This window comes from Paraplanobispora takensis (genome assembly GCF_016863195.1).
In the GTDB taxonomy this organism is placed as follows: Bacteria; Actinomycetota; Actinomycetes; order Streptosporangiales; family Streptosporangiaceae; genus Planobispora; species Planobispora takensis.
This window is the reverse complement of record NZ_BOOK01000052.1, coordinates 1-18179: the sequence shown is the minus strand read 5'-3', so window position 1 is coordinate 18179 and position 18179 is coordinate 1. Positions and strand designations below refer to the sequence as shown.

Annotated in this window: 15 protein-coding genes; 11 read left to right on the top strand and 4 right to left on the bottom strand. The window is 73.1% G+C overall.

The annotated features are described in order from the left end of the window. Nucleotides 1–36 precede the first annotated feature (36 nt). The 4 genes from Pta02_RS32560 to Pta02_RS32545 all read left to right on the top strand — a co-directional run bounded on the left by Pta02_RS32560 (nucleotide 37) and on the right by Pta02_RS32545 (nucleotide 4746). Complete coding sequence (locus Pta02_RS32560) at nucleotides 37–510, top strand: hypothetical protein (protein WP_203878831.1); 474 nt, start codon at nucleotides 37–39, stop codon at nucleotides 508–510. A gap of 135 nt (nucleotides 511–645) precedes the next feature. Next, nucleotides 646–3165, top strand: coding sequence for a carboxylate--amine ligase/circularly permuted type 2 ATP-grasp protein (locus Pta02_RS32555; protein ID WP_203878830.1), 2520 nt, complete (start codon nucleotides 646–648; stop codon nucleotides 3163–3165). 89 nt (nucleotides 3166–3254) lie between these two features. Continuing rightward, a complete protein-coding gene (locus Pta02_RS32550; protein ID WP_203878829.1) occupies nucleotides 3255–3608 on the top strand; it encodes a GNAT family N-acetyltransferase in 354 nt (117 codons plus the stop codon). A 103-nt stretch (nucleotides 3609–3711) separates the two neighbouring features. Continuing rightward, nucleotides 3712–4746, top strand: a complete 1035-nt coding sequence (locus Pta02_RS32545) for a serine hydrolase domain-containing protein (RefSeq protein ID WP_203878828.1) — start codon at nucleotides 3712–3714, stop codon at nucleotides 4744–4746. Nucleotides 4747–4777: 31 nt separating this feature from the next. On the opposite strand, the gene Pta02_RS32540 is transcribed toward Pta02_RS32545, so the two are convergent. Both Pta02_RS32540 and Pta02_RS32535 read right to left on the bottom strand, forming a co-directional pair. Continuing rightward, nucleotides 4778–5749, bottom strand: a complete 972-nt coding sequence (locus Pta02_RS32540; RefSeq protein ID WP_203878827.1) for an NAD-dependent epimerase/dehydratase family protein — start codon at nucleotides 5747–5749, stop codon at nucleotides 4778–4780. Between the two features lie 203 nt (nucleotides 5750–5952). Beyond that, nucleotides 5953–6732, bottom strand: coding sequence for a neutral zinc metallopeptidase (locus Pta02_RS32535; RefSeq protein WP_203878826.1), 780 nt, complete (start codon nucleotides 6730–6732; stop codon nucleotides 5953–5955). Nucleotides 6733–6870: 138 nt separating this feature from the next. On the opposite strand from Pta02_RS32535, the gene Pta02_RS32530 reads away from it, so the two are divergent. After that, nucleotides 6871–7872, top strand: a complete 1002-nt coding sequence (locus Pta02_RS32530) for an ATP-binding cassette domain-containing protein (RefSeq protein ID WP_203878825.1) — start codon at nucleotides 6871–6873, stop codon at nucleotides 7870–7872. Next, nucleotides 7869–8747 (top strand): ABC transporter permease, encoded by an 879-nt coding sequence (locus Pta02_RS32525; protein WP_203878824.1) that lies wholly within the window; start codon nucleotides 7869–7871, stop codon nucleotides 8745–8747. Before Pta02_RS32530 ends, Pta02_RS32525 begins: the two co-directional genes overlap by 4 nt. A gap of 7 nt (nucleotides 8748–8754) precedes the next feature. Here the strand turns inward: Pta02_RS32525 and Pta02_RS32520 are convergent, their stop codons facing one another. Beyond that, nucleotides 8755–12036: an ATP-binding protein gene (locus Pta02_RS32520; protein WP_203878823.1), complete on the bottom strand. Its 3282-nt coding sequence runs from the start codon at nucleotides 12034–12036 to the stop codon at nucleotides 8755–8757. A gap of 266 nt (nucleotides 12037–12302) precedes the next feature. On the opposite strand from Pta02_RS32520, the gene Pta02_RS32515 reads away from it, so the two are divergent. After that, nucleotides 12303–13496, top strand: a complete 1194-nt coding sequence (locus tag Pta02_RS32515; RefSeq protein WP_203878822.1) for an alpha/beta hydrolase family protein — start codon at nucleotides 12303–12305, stop codon at nucleotides 13494–13496. Between the two features lie 201 nt (nucleotides 13497–13697). After that, a complete protein-coding gene (locus Pta02_RS32510) occupies nucleotides 13698–14060 on the top strand; it encodes a nuclear transport factor 2 family protein (protein WP_203878821.1) in 363 nt (120 codons plus the stop codon). Nucleotides 14061–14078: 18 nt separating this feature from the next. Here the strand turns inward: Pta02_RS32510 and Pta02_RS32505 are convergent, their stop codons facing one another. Then, nucleotides 14079–14498, bottom strand: a complete 420-nt coding sequence (locus tag Pta02_RS32505; protein WP_203878820.1) for a VOC family protein — start codon at nucleotides 14496–14498, stop codon at nucleotides 14079–14081. Nucleotides 14499–14604: 106 nt separating this feature from the next. On the opposite strand from Pta02_RS32505, the gene Pta02_RS32500 reads away from it, so the two are divergent. The 3 genes from Pta02_RS32500 (at nucleotide 14605) to Pta02_RS32490 (ending at nucleotide 18083) form a co-directional block, all read left to right on the top strand. Then, nucleotides 14605–15618 (top strand): helix-turn-helix transcriptional regulator, encoded by a 1014-nt coding sequence (locus Pta02_RS32500; protein WP_203878819.1) that lies wholly within the window; start codon nucleotides 14605–14607, stop codon nucleotides 15616–15618. Nucleotides 15619–16097: 479 nt separating this feature from the next. After that, the gene (locus Pta02_RS32495) at nucleotides 16098–17117 is read left to right on the top strand and encodes a glycosyltransferase family 2 protein (protein WP_239131409.1); all 1020 of its coding nucleotides are present in this window, start codon (nucleotides 16098–16100) and stop codon (nucleotides 17115–17117) included. A 219-nt stretch (nucleotides 17118–17336) separates the two neighbouring features. Next, nucleotides 17337–18083 (top strand): hypothetical protein, encoded by a 747-nt coding sequence (locus Pta02_RS32490; protein WP_239131408.1) that lies wholly within the window; start codon nucleotides 17337–17339, stop codon nucleotides 18081–18083. Nucleotides 18084–18179 lie beyond the last annotated feature (96 nt).

The window sequence follows — 18179 nt, the reverse complement described above, 5'->3', positions numbered from 1 at the left end:
CTCCCCCTGACCGCCGACCGGGACACGGCCACGGCCGTGCGCGATGAGGTGAACCGGCTCAAGAAGGAGCACGACCCGTTCCGCGGCCAGGTGCTCGGCTTCGGCTTCACCGAGCACCGGGACAACGTGCTGGTGAGCTTCCTGCCCCGGCCGGAGCTGGCCGCGCACGAGGTGATCCTGCCCGAGGGGCGGCTGGAGACCGTCGAGGAGCACATCGTGGGCATCGCGGAGGTGGCCGAGCGGCTCACCGCCGCCGGGCGGCTGCGCGAGTGCACCGTGATCGTGATGACCGGGCCGGCCATGCGGAAGATCGACTACGCCGTGTCGATGGCCCGCACGCTCCAGCCGTCCATGGTCGTCATCGAGGACGTCGACCTGATCGCCGAGGACCGCAGCCGGTACGAGGCGAGCCCGCTGCTGTTCTCGCTGCTGGGCGCCCGCCGGGACGGTGATGAGACCGGATCGCACGACCACCGCGCTCCCGCCCGGCTGCAGCCGCCCTGTGACTGAGCACTCCTGTGACCGAGCCGCCCGGTAATCGGGCCGCCCGGTAATCGAGACCCGTCCGCCTCCTGAGGTGCGTGAACCCTTTTTCTGGGCAAAGGGTGCGGAAAATCAACCGGCGCGCTTCAGGGGTGGTCGTATATGGCGGGTCTGGCGGAACCGATCGCGGTCGGTGTCGAGGAGGAGTTCCACGTCGTCGACGTCGAGACCCGGCACCTGGTGCCGCGGGCGGGAGCCCTGCTGGAACGGCTGCCGCAGGAGCGCTTCACCCACGAGCTGCACCGGTCGGTGGTGGAGGGCAACAGCCGGCCGTTCGTCCGGCTGGAGGACCTCGGGCACGACCTGACCGCGCTGCGCCGTACGGTGATCAAGGCGGCGGACGGGCTGGGCCTGGGCATCGCGGCGGCCGGCAGCGTGCCGCTGGTCGACACGGAGGCCCTGAAGATCTCCCCGGACCCGCGCTACGAGCAGATGCTCGCCGACTACCAGCTGCTCACCCGCGAGCAGGTGATCTGCGGCACCCAGGTGCACGCCGAGGTCGACGACCGCGACCTGGCCGTCGTCGTCGCCCACCGCCTGGCCCCGTGGGTGCCGCCGCTGCTCGCGCTGAGCGTCAGCTCGCCGTACTGGCTGGGGGCCGACACCGGGTACGCCGCCTACCGGCCGCTGGTGTGGCAGCGCTGGCCCACGGCCGGGCCGGTGGCCCGGTTCTCCTCGGCCGCCGAGTACGACCGGCTGATCGAGGACCTGGTGCGGTCCGAGGTGATCACCGACCCCGGCATGATCTACTTCGACATCCGGCCCTCGGCCCACGTGCCCACCGTCGAGCTGCGGGTGTGCGACGCCTGCCCGCGGGTGGGCGACATCGTGCTGATCGCCGGGCTGTTCCGGGCGCTGGTGGCCAGAGAGCTTCAGGACGTCCGCAACGGGGTCGACCGTTCGGTCCGGCTGGAGATGGTGCGGGCGGCGAGCTGGCGGGCGGCGCGGTCGGGGCTGGAGGGCCGGCTCGTGGACCCGGTCGAGGGGGTGCCCGCCCCGGCCGCCGAGGTGGTCGGGCGGATGGTGGACGGCCTGCGGCCGCAGCTGGAGGAGTTCGGCGACTGGGACCTGGTCTCCGAGCTGGCCCGGGAGTCGCTGGCCCGGGGCAGCTCCTCGGCCCGCCAGCGCCGGGCGTTCGCCCGGGAGGGCCGGCTGGCCGACGTGGTCGACCTCGTCCTGGCCGAGACGCGCTCCCAGGAGTGGGAGGCCTCCTTCGGCGGGCCGGCGCCGCGGATCCGCACGCGCCTGCTCGACGGCTACGACGCCCCCGGCGACGAGGTGCTGATCGAGGGCACCGTGCGGGAGCCGTACCAGCCGGTCCTGCGGGTCCTGGACCGGCTGGGCGCCGACGGCCTGCGCGAGCGGGAGCGTCAGAGTGAGCGGCACCAGCGCCGCAACGGCATGACCTTCAGGCCGCAGGACGGCGACGGGCACCGGGCCCTCCCGTTCGACCTGGTCCCGCGGCTCGTCCCGGCCGACGAGTGGGCGCAGATCGGCAGGGCCCTGCCGCAGCGGGTGCGCGCGCTGGAGGCCTTCCTGCGCGACGTGTACGGCGAGCGCCGCATCGTGCGCGACGGCGTGATCCCCGCCTGGGTGGTGGAGGAGTCCCCCGGATACCGCGAGTCCGGGCGGCTGACGCCGCGGGAGGCCGTGCGCTGCGCGGTCGCCGGGCTGGACCTGGTGCGCGACGGCGTCGGCCGCTGGGCGGTGCTGGAGGACAACCTGCGGGTGCCCTCGGGTCTCGGGTACGCCGTGGCCGGCAGGCGCCTGATGGCCGAGGTCATGCCCGAGCTCGTCCCCGCCGAGGGCGTCGCCGACCCGCGGCAGGGCCTGCGGATGCTGCGGGAGACGCTGCTGGCGGGCGGGCGCCGGAACATCGCCGTGGTCTCCGGCGGGCCGGACCTGCCCGCCTACTCCGAGCACCGGATGCTCGCCGAGGAGCTGGGGGCGGTCCTGGCCGATCCCGCCGACCTGAGCGTCAGGGACGGGCGGGTGGAGGCGGCCGGGCGCCCGATCGACGTGATCTACCGCCGGATCGACGAGGACGCGCTGTTCGCCGGGACCCTCGGCGAGGAGCTCCTGCGGGCCGCCGGGAGCTCCGCGCTCACCCTGGCCAACCCGCCGGGCAACGGCGTCGCCGAGGACAAGCGCCTGTACCGGTACGTGCCCCGCCTCATCGAGTACTACCTGGGCGAGGAGCCGCTCATCGGCAACATCACCACCTACCTGTGCCGCGAAGCCGGCGACCTGGAGCAGGTGCTGGACCGGCTGGAGGAGCTTGTGGTCAAGCCGGTCGACGGGCGCGGCGGGCAGGACGTGGTCGTCGGGCCCGAGGCGTCCGCCGCGGAGCTCGACGGGCTCCGCGACAGGATCGTCGCCTCGCCCGGCCGGTGGGTCGCCCAGGAGACGATCCCGCTGGCGACCCACCCGTCCTTCGACGGCGAGCGGCTCAGCCCGCGCGTCGTCGACCTGCGGGCCTTCGTCCTGTCGGGGGAGACGGTCGCGGTCCCCCCGGCGGCGCTGACCCGCGTCGCCCCGGCCGGGAGCATGATCGCCGACTCCTCTCCGGAGGGCGGGTCGAAGGACACCTGGCTCCCGGAGACCGGCCGGGCCGCCGGGTGAGCGGCCGCGGTGCGCGGCGGGGCGGGCGGCGGGCGGCCGCGGACCCGGTACTGTGCCGCTGAACGCATGACGATCGTAGGAGTCGGGCAGTGACGGAGCAGGCGGAGCCGAAGGTCGCGGACAACCCCGGGGCCGGGCGGTTCGAGATCACGGTGGACGGGACGACGGCCGGCTTCGCCGTGTACACCCGGGCGGGTTCGAAGATCTCGCTCACCCACACGGAGATCGACCCGGGCTTCGAGGGCAGGGGGCTCGGCTCCGTCCTGGCCCGCGGCGCGCTGGACGGCGCCCGGGCGCAGGGGCTGGCGGTGCTGCCGTTCTGCCCGTTCATCCGCGGCTACATCGAGCGGCACCCCGAGTATCTGGACCTGGTCCCCGCCGACCAGCGCGCCCGCTTCTCCCTGCCCGCCGATCCGTCCGCGGGCGGGCCGGCCTCCGCCTGAGGCCCGGCCTCCCCGCCGCCCGCATCCCCGCCCTCCGCCGCCCTGTTCCGGCGCGCTCCGCCGTACCGCGCGGGGCGGCGTGGAATGCCCCATAATTTCGGGCATGACGGATTTTGCCGGTCTTGTCCGGGAAGCCGCTGACCGCCTGGCGGCTCAGCACGTGGGTGTGGTGGTCGCCGCGGTCTCCGGGGAGGCGGTGGAGATCCACGGCGCCGGCCGGACGGGCGGCGATCGGGACGGTGTGCCCGGCGCGGACACGATCTTCGAGATCGGCTCGGTGACCAAGGCGTTCACGGCGCTGACGCTCGCCCGGCTGGCCGTGGCGGGCACGGTCGACCTCGACGAGCCGCTGGCCGGGCTGCTGCCCGAGGGGTCGCGCGTGCCGTCGCGGGACGGCGAGGAGATCACACCGCGGCGCCTGGCCACGCACACCTCCGGCCTGCCGCGGCTGCCCAAGGGGATGCTGCTGAAGGCGCTGCTGCGGCCCTCGGCGCCGGACCCGTACGCCGGCTGCACCGCCGAGTTCCTGCTGAAGGGCCTGGCCGGGACCCGGCTGGGCGCCACGCCGGGACGCCGCTTCCGCTACTCCAACCTCGGCGCCGGGCTGCTGGGGCTGGCACTGGCCCACCGGACCGGCACCTCCTACGAGGAACTGGTCGCCAAGGAGATCTGCGCGCCCCTGGGCATGGCCGACACCGGCATCACCGTCGAGGGCGACAGGTCCGCGCGGCTTGCCCGGGGACACGACCGGCGCCGCCGTCCCGTCCCGGCGTGGCACCTGGCCGACCTGGCCGGGGCGGGCGGGCTGCGCTCGACGGCGGCCGACATGGTCGCCTTCGTCCGCGCCCAGCTGGACGACGCCGGAGAGCTCGCGGAGGCCGTACGGCTCACCCGCGCGACCGAGCACCGGATCAGCCCCTTCTCCTGGACGCACCTGGGCTGGATGGGCCAGCGTCTGCACGAACGGCAGGGCGGCCATCTGCAGATCTGGCACAACGGGATGACGGGAGGGTTCTCCTCCTTCACCGGCTTCGACCCGGAGAAGGGCGTCGCCGTCGTCATGCTGTCCAACGTGAACCGGTCGCTGGACCGCCCCGCCTTCGACCTGCTCCGTACCCTGCAGGAGCAGCGCGCCTGACCGGGTGGCGGGGGCGAATCGCTCGCCCCCGTCAGGCGATGAGCGGGCGGGCCACCTGCAGCCCGTCGTGTTCGATCAGCCAGCGGACGGATTCGAGCACGGCGGCCTCCGGTTCGTAGCGCGGTGCGTAGCCCAGGAGGGCCTCGGCTTTCCCGATGCTGAAACAGTGACTGCGGTAGAGGTGCTCCCAGCTCGTCCCGGCGTGCTCCGGGGTCGTGGTCCGGCGGAACTCCTCCCAGGTCACCGGTTCCAGTGACGCGCTCTGCCCGAACCAGCCGGCTGCCGTGTGAGCGTACCCGCGGACGTTCAGCGCCGTGGGGGCGACGACGTTGAAGTCCTCTCCCGCCGCCGCGTCCCGGTGCTCGATCGCCCGCTCGAAGGCCTGCGCGACGTCGTCGGCGTGCACATGGTGCATCAGCTCGGCGCCGTCGCCCGGGATCTGCAGCGGCTTCCCGGCCGAAAGCGTGGACCAGACCGCGGGGTCGAGGTTCCCCAGCGGGCCGATCGGGTGCCAGCCGGGACCGACGATGTGCCCGGGGTGCAGGGACGTGGTCACCAGGCCCCCGGAGGCGGTCTCCTCCTTCAGCATCCGTGCGATCCGATCCTTCTGGATCCCGTACTCCCCGAAGGGGGCGGTGCCCGTGGTCTCGGAGATCGGCAGCTTGTGACTGGGGCCGTAGCGCCAGACGGAACCGCAGTGCAGCAGGTGCCCGGTCCCGCCGCGGAGCCGTTCGACCAGCGCGGTGGCCGCCTCCACGGTGAAACAGATCAGGTCGACCACGACGTCCGGGCTCAGCCCGGCCACCCTGGAGCCGAAGACGCCCTCACCGTCCTCTCGCTGCCGGTCGGCGAGGACCTGGCGCACCTGCTCCCATTCGGGAGCGTCGGCGTAGGGGGCGCGGGCGCCCCGGCTGATGCTGATCACTTCGTGACCGGCCCGCACCAGCCGGGGGACGAGGAATGTGCCGATGTGCCCACTCCCGCCGATAACGACGACTCGCATGTTTATCCAATCGACGTCGGATGGGGTCGTTACCCCATCTTCGCGGCATGCGGCCGCAACCCGGGAGGGTCAGTGCGCCGTTCAGGACGAGACCGACACCGGGCCGCCGTCCTCCTACGGCCCGCAGCTCCGGCGTGACGGGAAGCTCCCGCAGCGCCCCGAGCAGCTCGCCGACGCGGACCGGATCGCCGGCGCCCGTACGGCTAGGCCACCCACGAGGGTCCGGCGGTCCAGGTGTTGCAGTCGCCGGGAGAGGCCTCGTCGTAGCCGGTGAGCAGCCATTGCACGATGGACTCGCCCTTGCCGTATTCATGCGTGCCCCAGTAGCCGTCACCTCCTTGGATCGACACCAGCAGGAAGTCCTTCCATGCGCTCTTCGGCAGGTCCAGGGACTTCCACACGCTGCGGGCGAAGGCGGCGGACAGACAGTCTGCCTGCAGGTCGTACCGGCGGGTCTGCTCGTAGCGCTCCCTGGTGTTCCGATGGGGCAGCTCGGCGTAGGCCTGCTGGATGCCGTACAGCTTCTGCACGTGGTGGGCGTACTCATGGGCCATCGCCATGAAGGCGTACTGCTTCGACACCTTGGTGGTCGATCCGTTCAAAAGGAACACGATGGTGCTGTCCCGGAGGCAGTAGTCCGACAGCATGTCCTTGGGCCATGGCCTGCCGCAGTAGTCGCGCGGCTTGGAATGGAAGCGGATCCGGGGCGGGGTGAAGGGCTTGCCCGCCTTCCTGAGGTGCGCCGACCAGGTCGCGTCCAGGCACCGGGCCACGGACCGCAGGTAGCGCTCGGCGGAGGAGGCGCTGCCCGCCTTGGGGGCGGCCGGCCGGCAGGAGGTCGTCTTCAGCCTGCCGGTCTCGTAGAGGGCGTTGTCGGTCAGGACGGGGGAGTCCTTGACGGGATATCCGGAGGCGTGCGCCGTACCCGGACAGAGCGCGACCGCCAGGAGGCAGGCGACGAGGAGGGAGAGGGGGGTCCGCATGAGACAAGGAGATTAGAGGGCGGCGGAGAAGATGACCATGGTGGGTCCGGGCGGGCCGGTTGCCAGATCGAATCTGGCGGCTGCCCGGGGCCGTCTCGCGCCTGGGGGGTGAATGCCGAGACGGACGAAGGACAGATCATGAACAGACGAGTGACCGACCTGGCGGTGGAGACGTCGGGGCTGGTCAAGATATTCGGAGACACCCGGGCGGTGGACGGCCTCGACCTCACGGTGCCCGCCGGGACCGTGTACGGCGTGCTCGGTCCCAACGGGGCGGGCAAGACCACCGCGGTGCGGATGCTGGCCACCCTGTTGCGCCCCGACGGGGGGCAGGCCAGGGTCTTCGGCCACGACGTGGTGCGCGAGGCCGACGCCGTGCGCAGCCGGGTGAGCCTGACCGGGCAGTACGCCTCGGTCGACGAGGACCTGACCGGGACGGAGAACCTCGTCCTGCTGGCCCGGCTGCTGGGACACCGCAAGCCCGCGGCGAGGGACAGGGCCGGGCTGCTGCTGGAGGCGTTCGGGCTGAGCGAGGCCGCCGAGCGCCAGGTGAAGACCTACTCGGGCGGCATGCGCCGCAGGCTGGACATCGCCGCCAGCATCCTCAGCACCCCCGACCTGCTCTTCCTCGACGAGCCCACCACCGGCCTGGACCCGCGCAGCCGCAGCCAGGTGTGGGACATCGTGCGGGCCGTGGTCGCCCACGGCACCACGGTGCTGCTGACCACCCAGTATCTCGACGAGGCCGACCGGCTCGCCGGCCGCATCGCGGTCATCGACCACGGCCGGGTCATCGCCGAGGGCACGCCGGGCGAGCTGAAGTCCTCGATCGGCACAGGCACGGTCCACCTGCGGCTGCGCGATCCCGCGCAGCGACCCGAGGCGCAACGGGTGCTCACCCGCGCGCTGGGCGTGCCGGCGCACGCGGAGGCCGACCCCGTGGCGGTGACCGCCCGCGTCTCGGGCACCGGCAGCGAGTACGGCGCCGCGGAGGAGGCCTCCCGCGTGCTCGCCGAGCTGGCCGCCGCCGGCATCGTCGTCGACGACTTCTCCCTCGGCCAGCCCAGCCTCGACGAGGTCTTCCTGGCCCTCACCGACCGTCCCGCCGAGCCCGCCGCCACCGAGGAGGCCGCAGCATGAGCACCCAGACGACCACTCAGACCCGCGTCGAGCCCGAGGCCGGGCAGAGCGCGGCGGTGACGTACACGCCCGCGGCCGAGAGCATCGGCGCCGTCCTGACCCCGGGGGAGCGCCCGAAGCGGCCGAGCCCGGCGGCGGCGTCGACGGCGTTCGGGTGGCGGGCCATGCTGAAGATCAAGCACGTCCCCGAGCAGCTCTTCGACGTGACCGCCTTCCCGATCATGATGGTGCTGATGTTCACCTACCTGTTCGGCGGTGCGCTGGCGGGCTCGACGCAGGAGTATCTGCAGTTCCTGCTGCCGGGCATCCTGGTGACGAGCGTGGTCATGACCACGATGTACACCGGGGTGGCGGTCAACACCGACATCGCCAAGGGCATCTTCGACCGGTTCCGCACGCTGCCCGTCTGGCGGCCGGCCGCGATGGTCGGCTATCTCCTGGGCGACGTGCTGAGGTATGTGCTCGCCTCGATCACGATGATCGTCGTGGGGCTGATCATGGGCTTCCGCCCGGCCGGAGGCGTGGTGGGCGTGGTGGCCGGAGTGGGCCTGCTGGTGGCCTTCGCCTTCGCCTTCTCCTGGATCTGGACCATGTTCGGCCTGCTGCTGCGCAGTGAGAAGTCGGTGATGGGCGTCAGCATGATGGTGCTGTTCCCGCTCACCTTCCTCAGCAACGTCTTCGTCGACCCCTCCACGATGCCCGGCTGGCTCCAGGTGTTCGTCGACGCCAGCCCCGTCACCCACCTCGTCTCCGCGGTGCGCGGGCTGATGGCCGGCGCCCCGGCCGCGGGAGAGGTCGCCTGGGTCCTGGTGGCCGGCGCGGTGATCATGGCGGTCTTCGGCACCCTCACCATGCGGCTGTACAACCGCAGGTGAGCACCTCTCACAGACTCCACCGGATCTCGTGGCCGGGCCGGTAACGGCAACTGGATCCGGTGGAGACGGCGGCGCGGAGATGGGCGGCGAGTTCGGGATGGATCGGGCCGAGTTTGCGCAGGGTGTCGCGGATGCGGGCGGTGACGGCCTTGCGGGCGCGCTCGGCCTCGTCGCCCAGCCGCCGGCCGCGCCCGCCGAGCCCGGTGGCGGCGCGCAGCTCGTTCAGCAGGGCCTCGCGCTCCCGGTCGTACTCCACCGCGCGGCGGTCGTCGCCCAGCTCCGCCGCCCGGTCGATCTCCTCGTCCAGCAGGGCCAGGCGCCGCCGGTAGCGGGTCCTGGCCTCGTCGTCGAGGACGAGGTCGCCGCCCATTCGCCGCGCGGCGACCACGACCTCGCCGCCCTCCGGATCGAGCAGCCGTACGGCGGGCACGTCGGCACCCGGCAGGCTCAGCAGCGCGTGCAGGTCGCGCAGGCCCTTGGCGTCGGGCACGTGCACCCTGCGCCCCCCGAAGGCCAGCGACCACACCGCGCCGTCCCGGCGGAACTCGTTGGTGACAGCCTCGTCCTCACCGGCTCCTTCCCGGCGGAACCCGTCCGCGGCGAACCCGTCCGCGGCGAACCCGTCCGCGGTGGCCCCGTCCGCGATGAATCCGTCCGCGATGAATCCGTCCGCGGGGGCGCCGCGTCCCGCCGGTGCCGTGGCCGCCTGCGCCGCCCGGTCGCGGGCACGCCGTACCCGGCCGGAGATGTGCCGCATGCCGAGGTCGGCCGCCTCGCGCCCGATCTCGTCGAGCATCGCCGCCGCCGTCCGCGCGTCGCCGGGCTCTCCCCGGGCGAGCAGCGTCTCGGCTAGGTGGCAGCGGGCCTCGACCGCCCAGGTGCGCGACCGGAGCCGTTCGGCGGACCGGCAGGCGGCGGTGAGCCGGGTGAGCGCCTCGGCCCAGCGGTCCTGCGCCGCGTCGAGAAGGCCCAGCCAGAGGTCGACGGGCCCGCTGATGTCGCAGCCGTACATCGACACCATCCACTGCCCGCTGTAGGGCTCCAGCGCGGCGCGGGCCCGGTCGCACAGCTCCCCGTCCAGGGCCGCGGCCGCCGCCTGGGCCAGGAAGCGCAGGCCCAGCGGCGCGAGGTTGCGCGGATAGGGCTCCTGCCCGGGCGCCTCCTCCGGCAGGAGCTGGAGCGCGGTCCCGACGTCGCCCCGCTGCAACGCGGCCACGCCCTCCAGCAGGTCGGGGTGGGAGTGGCCGTGCTCCAGCAGGTCGCGGCGCAGTCGCCGCAGCTCCTCGAAGCGGCCCTGGGGGATCAGGGTCGACCAGCGCAGCTGGTCCGCCATGGCCAGGAGACCGGAGTGGTCGCCTTCGCAGAAAGCGGGCAGGCCGTGGTCGAGGTGACCGTGCGCCTCCTCGAAGCGGCCCTGCAGGGTGCTGACGATGTTCTTGTCGATGAACAGCGCGGTGGCGAACCGGGGCGTGCCGTGGCGCTCGGCCAGGGAGACGAACGCGTCGTACTGGTCGAGATAGCCGGGATCGCCCAGCTCCAGCAGGGCCACCCAGCGCAGCGAGGAGGCCAGGAGCTCGGTGTCGCGGTCTCCGGTGCGGCGCGCCACGTCCATCAGCTCGTCGACGAGCTTGACCCGCTCCGCGGCGGTGCCCAGCCCCCAGATCGTGTCGTGCCGCGCCCACAGGCCGAACATCAGCTCGTCATCGTCGTCGTCGCGCCGGGCGAGCATGAGGAGGTGGACGGTCAGCTCCTGGGCGAGGTCGTCGGGCGACCTGGACTCGGCGGGAGCGTCGCCGACCAGTTTGGCGTACGCCCGTCTGAGCGTCCCGGCCCGCAGCCGGGCGGCCCGCTCGTCGTGGTCGTCGACCGAGTGGAGCGTGAGCGCCGCGCGCGCCAGCAGTCTGCCGTCGTCGAGGTCGCGGGCGACGGCGACGCCCTGCTCGAAGGACTGCCAGGCGCCCTCCCTGTCGCCCTCGTGACGCAGGTGCCGGCCCAGGTCGAGCGCGATCAGGGCGCGGCGGGCGGGGTCGTCGGCCACCTCCAGCGCGCGGCGGCAGTGCCCGATGGCCTCCTCGACGGCCATGCGGGTGCTCGCGTCGCGCGCCGCGGCGAGCAGGTGGGCCACCGCGCGGGCCGGTTCGAGGGCGTCCCCCGCGAGATAGGCGTGCCGGGCCAGGTCGCTGGGGAAGACCCGCCGGGCCAGCTCGGGCGCCCCGTCGAGCGCGCCCACCACCCCGGCGTGCCGGCGGCGCGCCTCCTGCCCGCCCAGCGCCTCGTAGAGCGACTCGCGGACCAGGTCGTGGGCGAAGGCGAAGCGGCCGTCCTCGCGCGCGACGACGAGCCGGGCGGCCACCGCCTGGCCGAGCAGCCGGTCCACCTCGGCGAGCGGGACGGACCCGGCGGCCGCGAGGACCTCGCGGTGGAACTCCCGGCCGAGGACGGCCGCGGTGGTGAGCAGCCCGGTGACCGCCGGGGGCAGCAGCGACAGCCTGCGCCGCAGGGCGTCGTGCACGCCCGGCGCCGTCGCGGTGACCGGGCCGCCGCCGTGCCACAGCCGCGCCGTCTGCTCCACGAAGAACGGGTTGCCGCCGGTGCGGCGGTGCACCTCGGCGACCAGTCCGGCGTCCGGCTCGCGGCCCGCCGTACGGGCCATCAGCGCCCCGACCTCCTCGTGGCCCAGGCCGGTCAGCGTCACCGTCGTCGCCTTCGCGGTCAGCGAGGTGAGCATCGGCCGCAGCGGGTGGTCGGCCGCCTCGGTCTCGGCATCACGGTAGGTGCCCACCAGCAGCAGCCGCTCGAACCAGGTGTGCTGGGCCGCGAACTCCAGCAGCTTGAGCGAGGCGACGTCGGCCCAGTGCAGGTCGTCGAGGACGACGACCACCGGCCGGTTCTGCGAGACCGACACCAGCGCGCCGGTCACCGCGTCGTAGAGCCGGAAGGCCTCGGCCTCCCCGCCGCGGCGCGACTCGCCCAGCAGGAGCGACAGGCCGGAGCCTGCCGCCTCCAGGGCCGCGGCCCACTCTCCGGCGCCGGCCCCGCGCCGCAGGGCGCGCACGACCTGGACCCAGGGCCAGTAGCCCGGCGCGCTGTCGGAGTCCCAGCACGAGCCGCCGAGGACCAGCGCCCCGCGCCGCCGCGCCTCCTCGGCCGCCTCGGTCACCAGCGCGGTCTTGCCGATGCCCGCCTCTCCGGTGACCAGCACCAGGCCGCCGTGGCTGTCGGTCACGCGCCCGATCTCGGCGCGCAGGACCCCGGCGGGATGATCTCGCCCGATGAGCGCAGGTGTCATATCGAGATCGCCGTCTCTGACGCGGTAGGCATGGCGCTTCGACCGTATCCGTCTCCGCCGACAATTCTCCCCTCCCCGCCGCTCCTCCATTCGGGGGGTACGGCGTCGGGGGTGCGGTCCCGGGGGTACGGCTCCGGGGGTACGGCGCCGCCCTCCCGGCGGAGGGCGAGTCCGACGACGGTCGTACTCCGTCGGCGAAAGTCGCACCCCGGCGGTGACCGCCCGGCCGAGGCGGCCGCGGGCCGGGCCCCGGCAGGGTGATCCACATGTCCATGTCACCCATCCGCGGGGCCCTGGCCGCCGCCGTCGCCGTGCTCGCGTTCGCCGTACCCGCCGTCGCCGCACCCGCACCCGCGGCCGCCGCGCCCGCCGCCGGGGACGGCGCCTCCGCCCCCACCCCGACCGAGCCGCCCGGCGCCTCCGCTCTCGCGCTGCCCGAGCCGACCGGGCCGTACCCGGTCGGCACGACCGTCCTGCACCTCGTGGACGACTCCCGCCCGGATCCGTGGGTGCCCACGGTGAAGTCGCGCGAGCTCATGGTGTCGCTGTGGTACCCCTCCCGGGAGTCCCGCGGGCGCCGGGCGCCGTACATGACCGAGAAGGAGGCGGAGCTGCTGCTGAAGGAGAACGGCATCGGCGGCGTGCCCGCCCGGCTGCTCAGCGGGACGCGGACCAACGCGGTCACCGGCGCCACGCCGCTCGGGCGCCGGCGCGGCCTGCCTCTGGTCGTGCTGTCGCCGGGGTTCGGCGCCCCCCGCACCTCGCTGACGGGGCTGGCCGAGGACCTGGCGAGCCGGGGGTACGTCGTGGCGGGGGTCGACCACACCTACGAGGCCGCCGGCACGACCTTCCCCGACGGCCGCACCGTCACCTGCGTCGCCTGCAGGGGGCAGGACTACGGACCCAAGACGACCAGGGGCAGGGCGGCCGACGTGTCCTTCGTGCTCGACCGGCTGACCGGCGAGGACCCGGCCTGGAAGCACGCCGGGCTGATCGACCCGTCCCGGATCGCGATGGCCGGCCACTCCATCGGCGGCAACAGCGCCACCTGGACCATGCTCAACGACTCCCGGGTGCGCGCCGGCATCAACATGGACGGCAGCTTCTGGATGCCGATCCCCGGCAAGGGGCTCTCCCGGCCGTTCATGCTGCTGGGGGCCGGGGAGATCCACGAGCCGGACGGCCAGGACACCACCTGGAAGCGCGACTGGCAGCGGATGACCGGGTGGAAGCGCTGGCTCACTGTCGGCGGCGCGGGCCACGCCTCCTTCCTCGACTACGCGCCGCTGCTGGCCGGCAAGGTCGACTTCGAGGACCTGGGCACGCTGCCCGGGACCCGCTCGATGGAGATCACCCGCGGGTACGTCGCGGCCTTCCTCGACCTGCACCTGCGCAAGCGGCCCCAGCGGCTGCTCGACGGCCCGTCCCGGCGCTATCCGGAGGTCCGGTTCTGGCGCTGACCGGCGCGCGGATCGGCGTGCGGATCGGTGCGCACGGGTACGGCGCGCCGTACGGACGCCTGATCCGCGCCGGGCGCATACCTGATCCGCGCCGCCGGGGACCGGTCGGATCAGGTATGCGTGACGGATTCGCCCTCCTCCGGATCTCCGTAGCGTCGTGACCCGTAGGGAAGAACGTCCCAAGGTGACGGGAGCAGGAAGATGACGGACTTCACCGCGCTGGCCGAGCAGTACATCGCCCTCTGGAACGAGACCGGCCCGGCCCGCCGCAAGATGATCGACGCCCTGTGCGAGGAGGACGTCGCCTACACCGACCCGCTGGCGGCGGTGCGGGGCCGCGACGCCCTCGACGGCCTGATCGGGGCGGTGCGGGAGCAGTTCCCCGGCATGGTCTTCCGGCTCGGGGGACCGGTGGACGGCCACCACGACCTGGCCCGCTTCACCTGGCACCTCGGTCCCCGGGACGGTGAGGGGATCGTGACCGGGTTCGACGTCGTGGTCGTGAGGGACGGCCGGATCGGCGCCGTGCACGGCTTCCTCGACAAGGTCCCCGCGGCCGCCTGAGCGGTCCGGCCCCGGCGGTCACGTCGCCGGGGCCGTCTTCAGCATCTCCACGTAGTGGGGGTTGTACATGACGCCGAGGATGTTGCCGAAGGGGTCGACCACCGAGGCGGTGACGAACCCCTCGCCGCGCTCCACGGGAGGCTCGTACTCCTCCGCCCCCAGCGACAGCAGCCGGTCGAAGGCCCCCTGAAGGTCGTCGACGTGCCAGAACGTGACGGCCCCCGACGGGACGTCCGGCCGGCCGGCGGGCGCGTACCGGCTGTCGATGACGCCCAGCTCGTGCTGGTAGTCGCCGACGCGGAACTCGATGTATCCCAGGCTGCCGTCCGGGTTCTCCCGGTTGAAGTACGGCTCGATGCCCAGCACCTCGGTGTACCACCGCTTCGCCGCCTCGAGGTCGGCCGCGTAGAACGAGATGGTGGCGAATCCTCGCAACATCTGAGGTCCCTCCGTCGTGGGGTGACAGTCCCCGTTCGGCTGATGAGAACCATTCTTCGCCTCAAAGCGCTCACCGAATGAGCACTTTTCTGGCGAGAATCGATCCATGCGCGCCGACCGCCTCGTGGCCACCCTGTTGCTGATGCAGTCCCGCGGCCGGGTGACCGCCGCCGAACTGGCCGGGGAACTGGAGGTGTCGGTGGCCACCGCCCGCCGGGACCTGGAGGCGCTGTCGGCCGCCGGGGTCCCGGTGTATCCGCAACCGGGCCGGGGCGGCGGATGGTCGCTGGTGGGCGGGGCCAGGACCGATCTCAGCGGGCTCACCGCGACCGAGGCGCGGGCGCTGTTCCTGCTCGTCGGCCCGGCGGCGTCCGCCTCCCCGGCGGTCAAGTCGGCGCTGCGCAAGCTCGTACGGGCCCTGCCCGGCACGTTCCGGGCCGAGGCCGAGGCCGCGGCGGCCGCCGTCATGGTCGACCCGGTGCGCTGGGGGGAACGCGACCAGGAGCGTCCCGAGGTCGTCGAGCTGCTGCAGACCGCCGTCGTCCGCCGGCTCAAGATCCGCCTGACCTACGACGGCCGGGCGCGCGAGCGCACGCGGCGGCTCGTGGACCCCTGGGGCCTGGTCGACAAGGACGACGTCTGGTATCTCGTGGCCGGGACCGAGAAGGGGCAGCGGACCTTCCGGATCGACCGGATCGCCGAGGCCGTGATGACGGACCTGCCCTTCGAACGGCCCGGCGGCTTCGAGCTGCCGCAGGCATGGGGGCGGATCGTGGACGAGGTGGAGCGGCGGCGCTCGCTCGTCTCGGCGACGGTGCTCGTCGGCGCCGTCCACCTGCGGGTCCTGCGCGACCAGTTCGGACGTCACTGCGAGGCCGGCGAGACGCTCGACGACGGGCGCGTCCGCGTCCGCCTGGCGGCGCCCACGGCCCTGGACATCGCCCGGCATCTGGCGGGCTGGGGCACCCTCGTCGAGGTCGTGGCCCCGGACGGGGTCCGCGCCGAGCTCGCCAGGATCGGCGCGGAGCTGACCGGGCGCTACGGCGAGGAGCCGGGGATGACCACGGTGGGGAAGCCGGCGCCGGGAATGACCACCCCGACGTGCACGGACAGGTGCTGATCCGCAGGATGACATCGGATCTCTCCGTTAAGCCCCAGGCCACCGGCACACTCCGGACTTGACCCGGAAGTTGACGGGATGTTGCCGTGGGAGCGCTCCCAAATTTTGGACCGTATCTGTTGTCTCCGGCCTCTTGCGCCGCTACGGTGTTCACAAATGAGAATTCAAGGATGGAATGTCGTGGTCCGGGGATCCCCGCGCGAACGCAACTCCTGAGACGCGGCGAGAATCGTTGCAACAATGACGGTGAAAACAGCAGTTATTCCCGCACGGACATTCACCCTGCCCGGTGCATAGCGTTGACCGGTGATCGGGCCGGTCGCGTCCTTCCGAAGACCGTGCGCGAGGCCGGACCGGCGACCGGGGTCCCGGCATGCCCTCGCGGTCCCGCCCACCGGTCCGCGGCCCGCCCGGCGGGCGCGCCCGAGCCGCTGTCGGGGGCGTCCTCCTCGCCCCCGACAGCCAGGACGCCTGGACTCATGACGACGGTTTCCCTGATCATCCCGTGCTACAACGCCGCCAGGACGCTGCGCTTGTGCCTGGAGTCGGTACTGGCCCAGACCCGGCCGCCCGACGAGATCGTCGTGGTGGACGACGCGAGCACCGACGACTCCGCGCGGATCGCGCGCGAGCTCGGCTGCCGCGTCGTGAGCCTTCCCGACAACCGCGGCGTCTCGGCCGCCCGCAACGCCGGCGTCGACGGCACGGACGGGGACGTCGTCTTCTTCCTCGACTCCGACGTGGCGCTGCGGCCCGACGCGGTCGCGAACGCGCTGGAGATCCTCGACCGCGACCCCGGATGCGGCTGCGTGCACGGCGTCTACGACACCGAGCCGCTCATCGACGACGGGCCGGTCGAGCGCTACCGGATCCTGCACGCCGTCCACTGGCGCCGCCGTCACCTGGGCGAGGTCAACGGCGTGGTGTTCGCCCTGGCCGCCATCCGGCGCGAGGCGCTGCTCGCGGCCGGACGGCTCGACGAGAGCCTGCGCGACTCCGAGGACGTCGAGTACGGCAGCAGGCTCTCGGCCCGCTGCCGCATCGTGCTCACCGACACGGTGGCGGGCCGCCACGACGACGGGAGCCGGCTGCTGCCGATCCTCGCCGAGCAGTGGCGGCGGGCCCTCCCGCTGATCCCGCTGCTCGTGGTCGCCGCCTCCCGGGACGGCGGGAGGCCGGAGCACGCCAACCGCCCGGCGGGGATCCTCGCCTGCGCGCTGGCGCTGGCCGGGCTGCCGCTCGGCCTGGCGCACCCCGCGCTGCTGGCCGTACCCGCCGCCATGGTCGTGGGGTTCGTCCTGGCCGACCCGCCGCTGCTGAGGTTCGTCCACCGGGAGCGAGGGGCGGCCTTCACCGCCTACTTCATGGCCGTCCACTTCGCCGTGCACACGGCACTCGTCGCGGGGCTGGCCGCCGGTTGCCTGCGCGTGCCCGCGATGCTCCTGGACCGGGGGAGAAGGACCCGGCCGGAGGCGTACGAGAAATCCGGGGTCGGATGACCGGCCGCCCAGATGGTTGAAAAACGCAATAACCCGATCGGGAAAGGAAACCGATCCCTCGGGAAAAGAATGGCCCGGTGAACGGCCTTCCCGGGCGCCGCACGTCATAAGGCTGTGAATGCGAATGTTCCCCCTGGTCTCCGCTGCGAAGGCGCCGCTCGACCTGCCCCGTCCCGCCGGAAAACCGGCGTTGACATCGGATGAAAGGTTCCGGACCTCATGACGGCGCGCGGTGGCGTCCCGCCGTCCTCCCCGCCCCTCGACGGCCGGGACGTCCCCGGGGAAGGTCCGGACCGCGACGACGCGCCGGCCGCCGCACGCGGATGGGCCCCCCATCTGTGGTGGATCTCCCTGCTCGCCGGGGCGGCGGGCTTCGCCTTCGTGTGGCTGGTCATGCCGCACGGCCGGGAGGCCGGGACGGTGTGGGAGTTCGCGGCCAAGCTGCTGGCCTTCGCCCTCCTGTGCTGCGCCGTCGCGTTCTTCCCGTGGGTGTCGTGGCGGCAGCACTGGCTGCTGTACGTGCCGTTCGTCTTCTTCACCGGCTACGTGATCCCGCGGATCAGCTACTTCTACTACGGCGACGTCGGGCGCGTGCAGGACGATAGCTTCTACACGCACCTGTACCTGCTGCTCTATCCCGGGATCGTGCTCACCTCCGCGGCCGCCTACCGGATCGGCGGAGGCACCCCGGGACGCTGCCTGAAGATCGCCTTCAGCGGCATCGTCATCGTGTTCTCCGGCTTCCTCGACATCATGTGGCAGCTGGTCAACCCGGTGGAGATCCCCGCGTCCATCGACGCCCCGCACATCACGGTGTTCACCGGGGGACCGATCTCCTTCGGCGCGACGATCGCGTTCGCCCTGGCGCACATCCCGATCGTCGTCGTGATCAATCTGCTCCCGCTGGACCGCTGGATCGGCCGCCTGCCCGGGGCGGAGCGGCTGACCGCGGATCGGGCGAGGTGAGGCCCGTGACCTCCGTCCGCGCACCACGCAACCCCGCGCCCGAACCCGGCGGGGGAGAACGGCGGGGCGCCCACGACCCGTCCCGCACCGTCGACG

Coding starts and splice junctions, on each gene's coding strand:
- Pta02_RS32540 (WP_203878827.1), bottom strand. CDS start 5,749: ATGCGAGTCGTCGTTATCGGCGGGAGTGGGCACATCGGCACATTCCTC.
- Pta02_RS32535 (WP_203878826.1), bottom strand. CDS start 6,732: ATGCGGACCCCCCTCTCCCTCCTCGTCGCCTGCCTCCTGGCGGTCGCG.
- Pta02_RS32490 (WP_239131408.1), top strand. CDS start 17,337: ATGACGGCGCGCGGTGGCGTCCCGCCGTCCTCCCCGCCCCTCGACGGC.
- Pta02_RS32530 (WP_203878825.1), top strand. CDS start 6,871: ATGAACAGACGAGTGACCGACCTGGCGGTGGAGACGTCGGGGCTGGTC.
- Pta02_RS32495 (WP_239131409.1), top strand. CDS start 16,098: ATGACGACGGTTTCCCTGATCATCCCGTGCTACAACGCCGCCAGGACG.
- Pta02_RS32505 (WP_203878820.1), bottom strand. CDS start 14,498: ATGTTGCGAGGATTCGCCACCATCTCGTTCTACGCGGCCGACCTCGAG.
- Pta02_RS32500 (WP_203878819.1), top strand. CDS start 14,605: ATGCGCGCCGACCGCCTCGTGGCCACCCTGTTGCTGATGCAGTCCCGC.
- Pta02_RS32525 (WP_203878824.1), top strand. CDS start 7,869: ATGAGCACCCAGACGACCACTCAGACCCGCGTCGAGCCCGAGGCCGGG.
- Pta02_RS32545 (WP_203878828.1), top strand. CDS start 3,712: ATGACGGATTTTGCCGGTCTTGTCCGGGAAGCCGCTGACCGCCTGGCG.
- Pta02_RS32510 (WP_203878821.1), top strand. CDS start 13,698: ATGACGGACTTCACCGCGCTGGCCGAGCAGTACATCGCCCTCTGGAAC.
- Pta02_RS32520 (WP_203878823.1), bottom strand. CDS start 12,036: ATGACACCTGCGCTCATCGGGCGAGATCATCCCGCCGGGGTCCTGCGC.
- Pta02_RS32555 (WP_203878830.1), top strand. CDS start 646: ATGGCGGGTCTGGCGGAACCGATCGCGGTCGGTGTCGAGGAGGAGTTC.
- Pta02_RS32515 (WP_203878822.1), top strand. CDS start 12,303: ATGTCCATGTCACCCATCCGCGGGGCCCTGGCCGCCGCCGTCGCCGTG.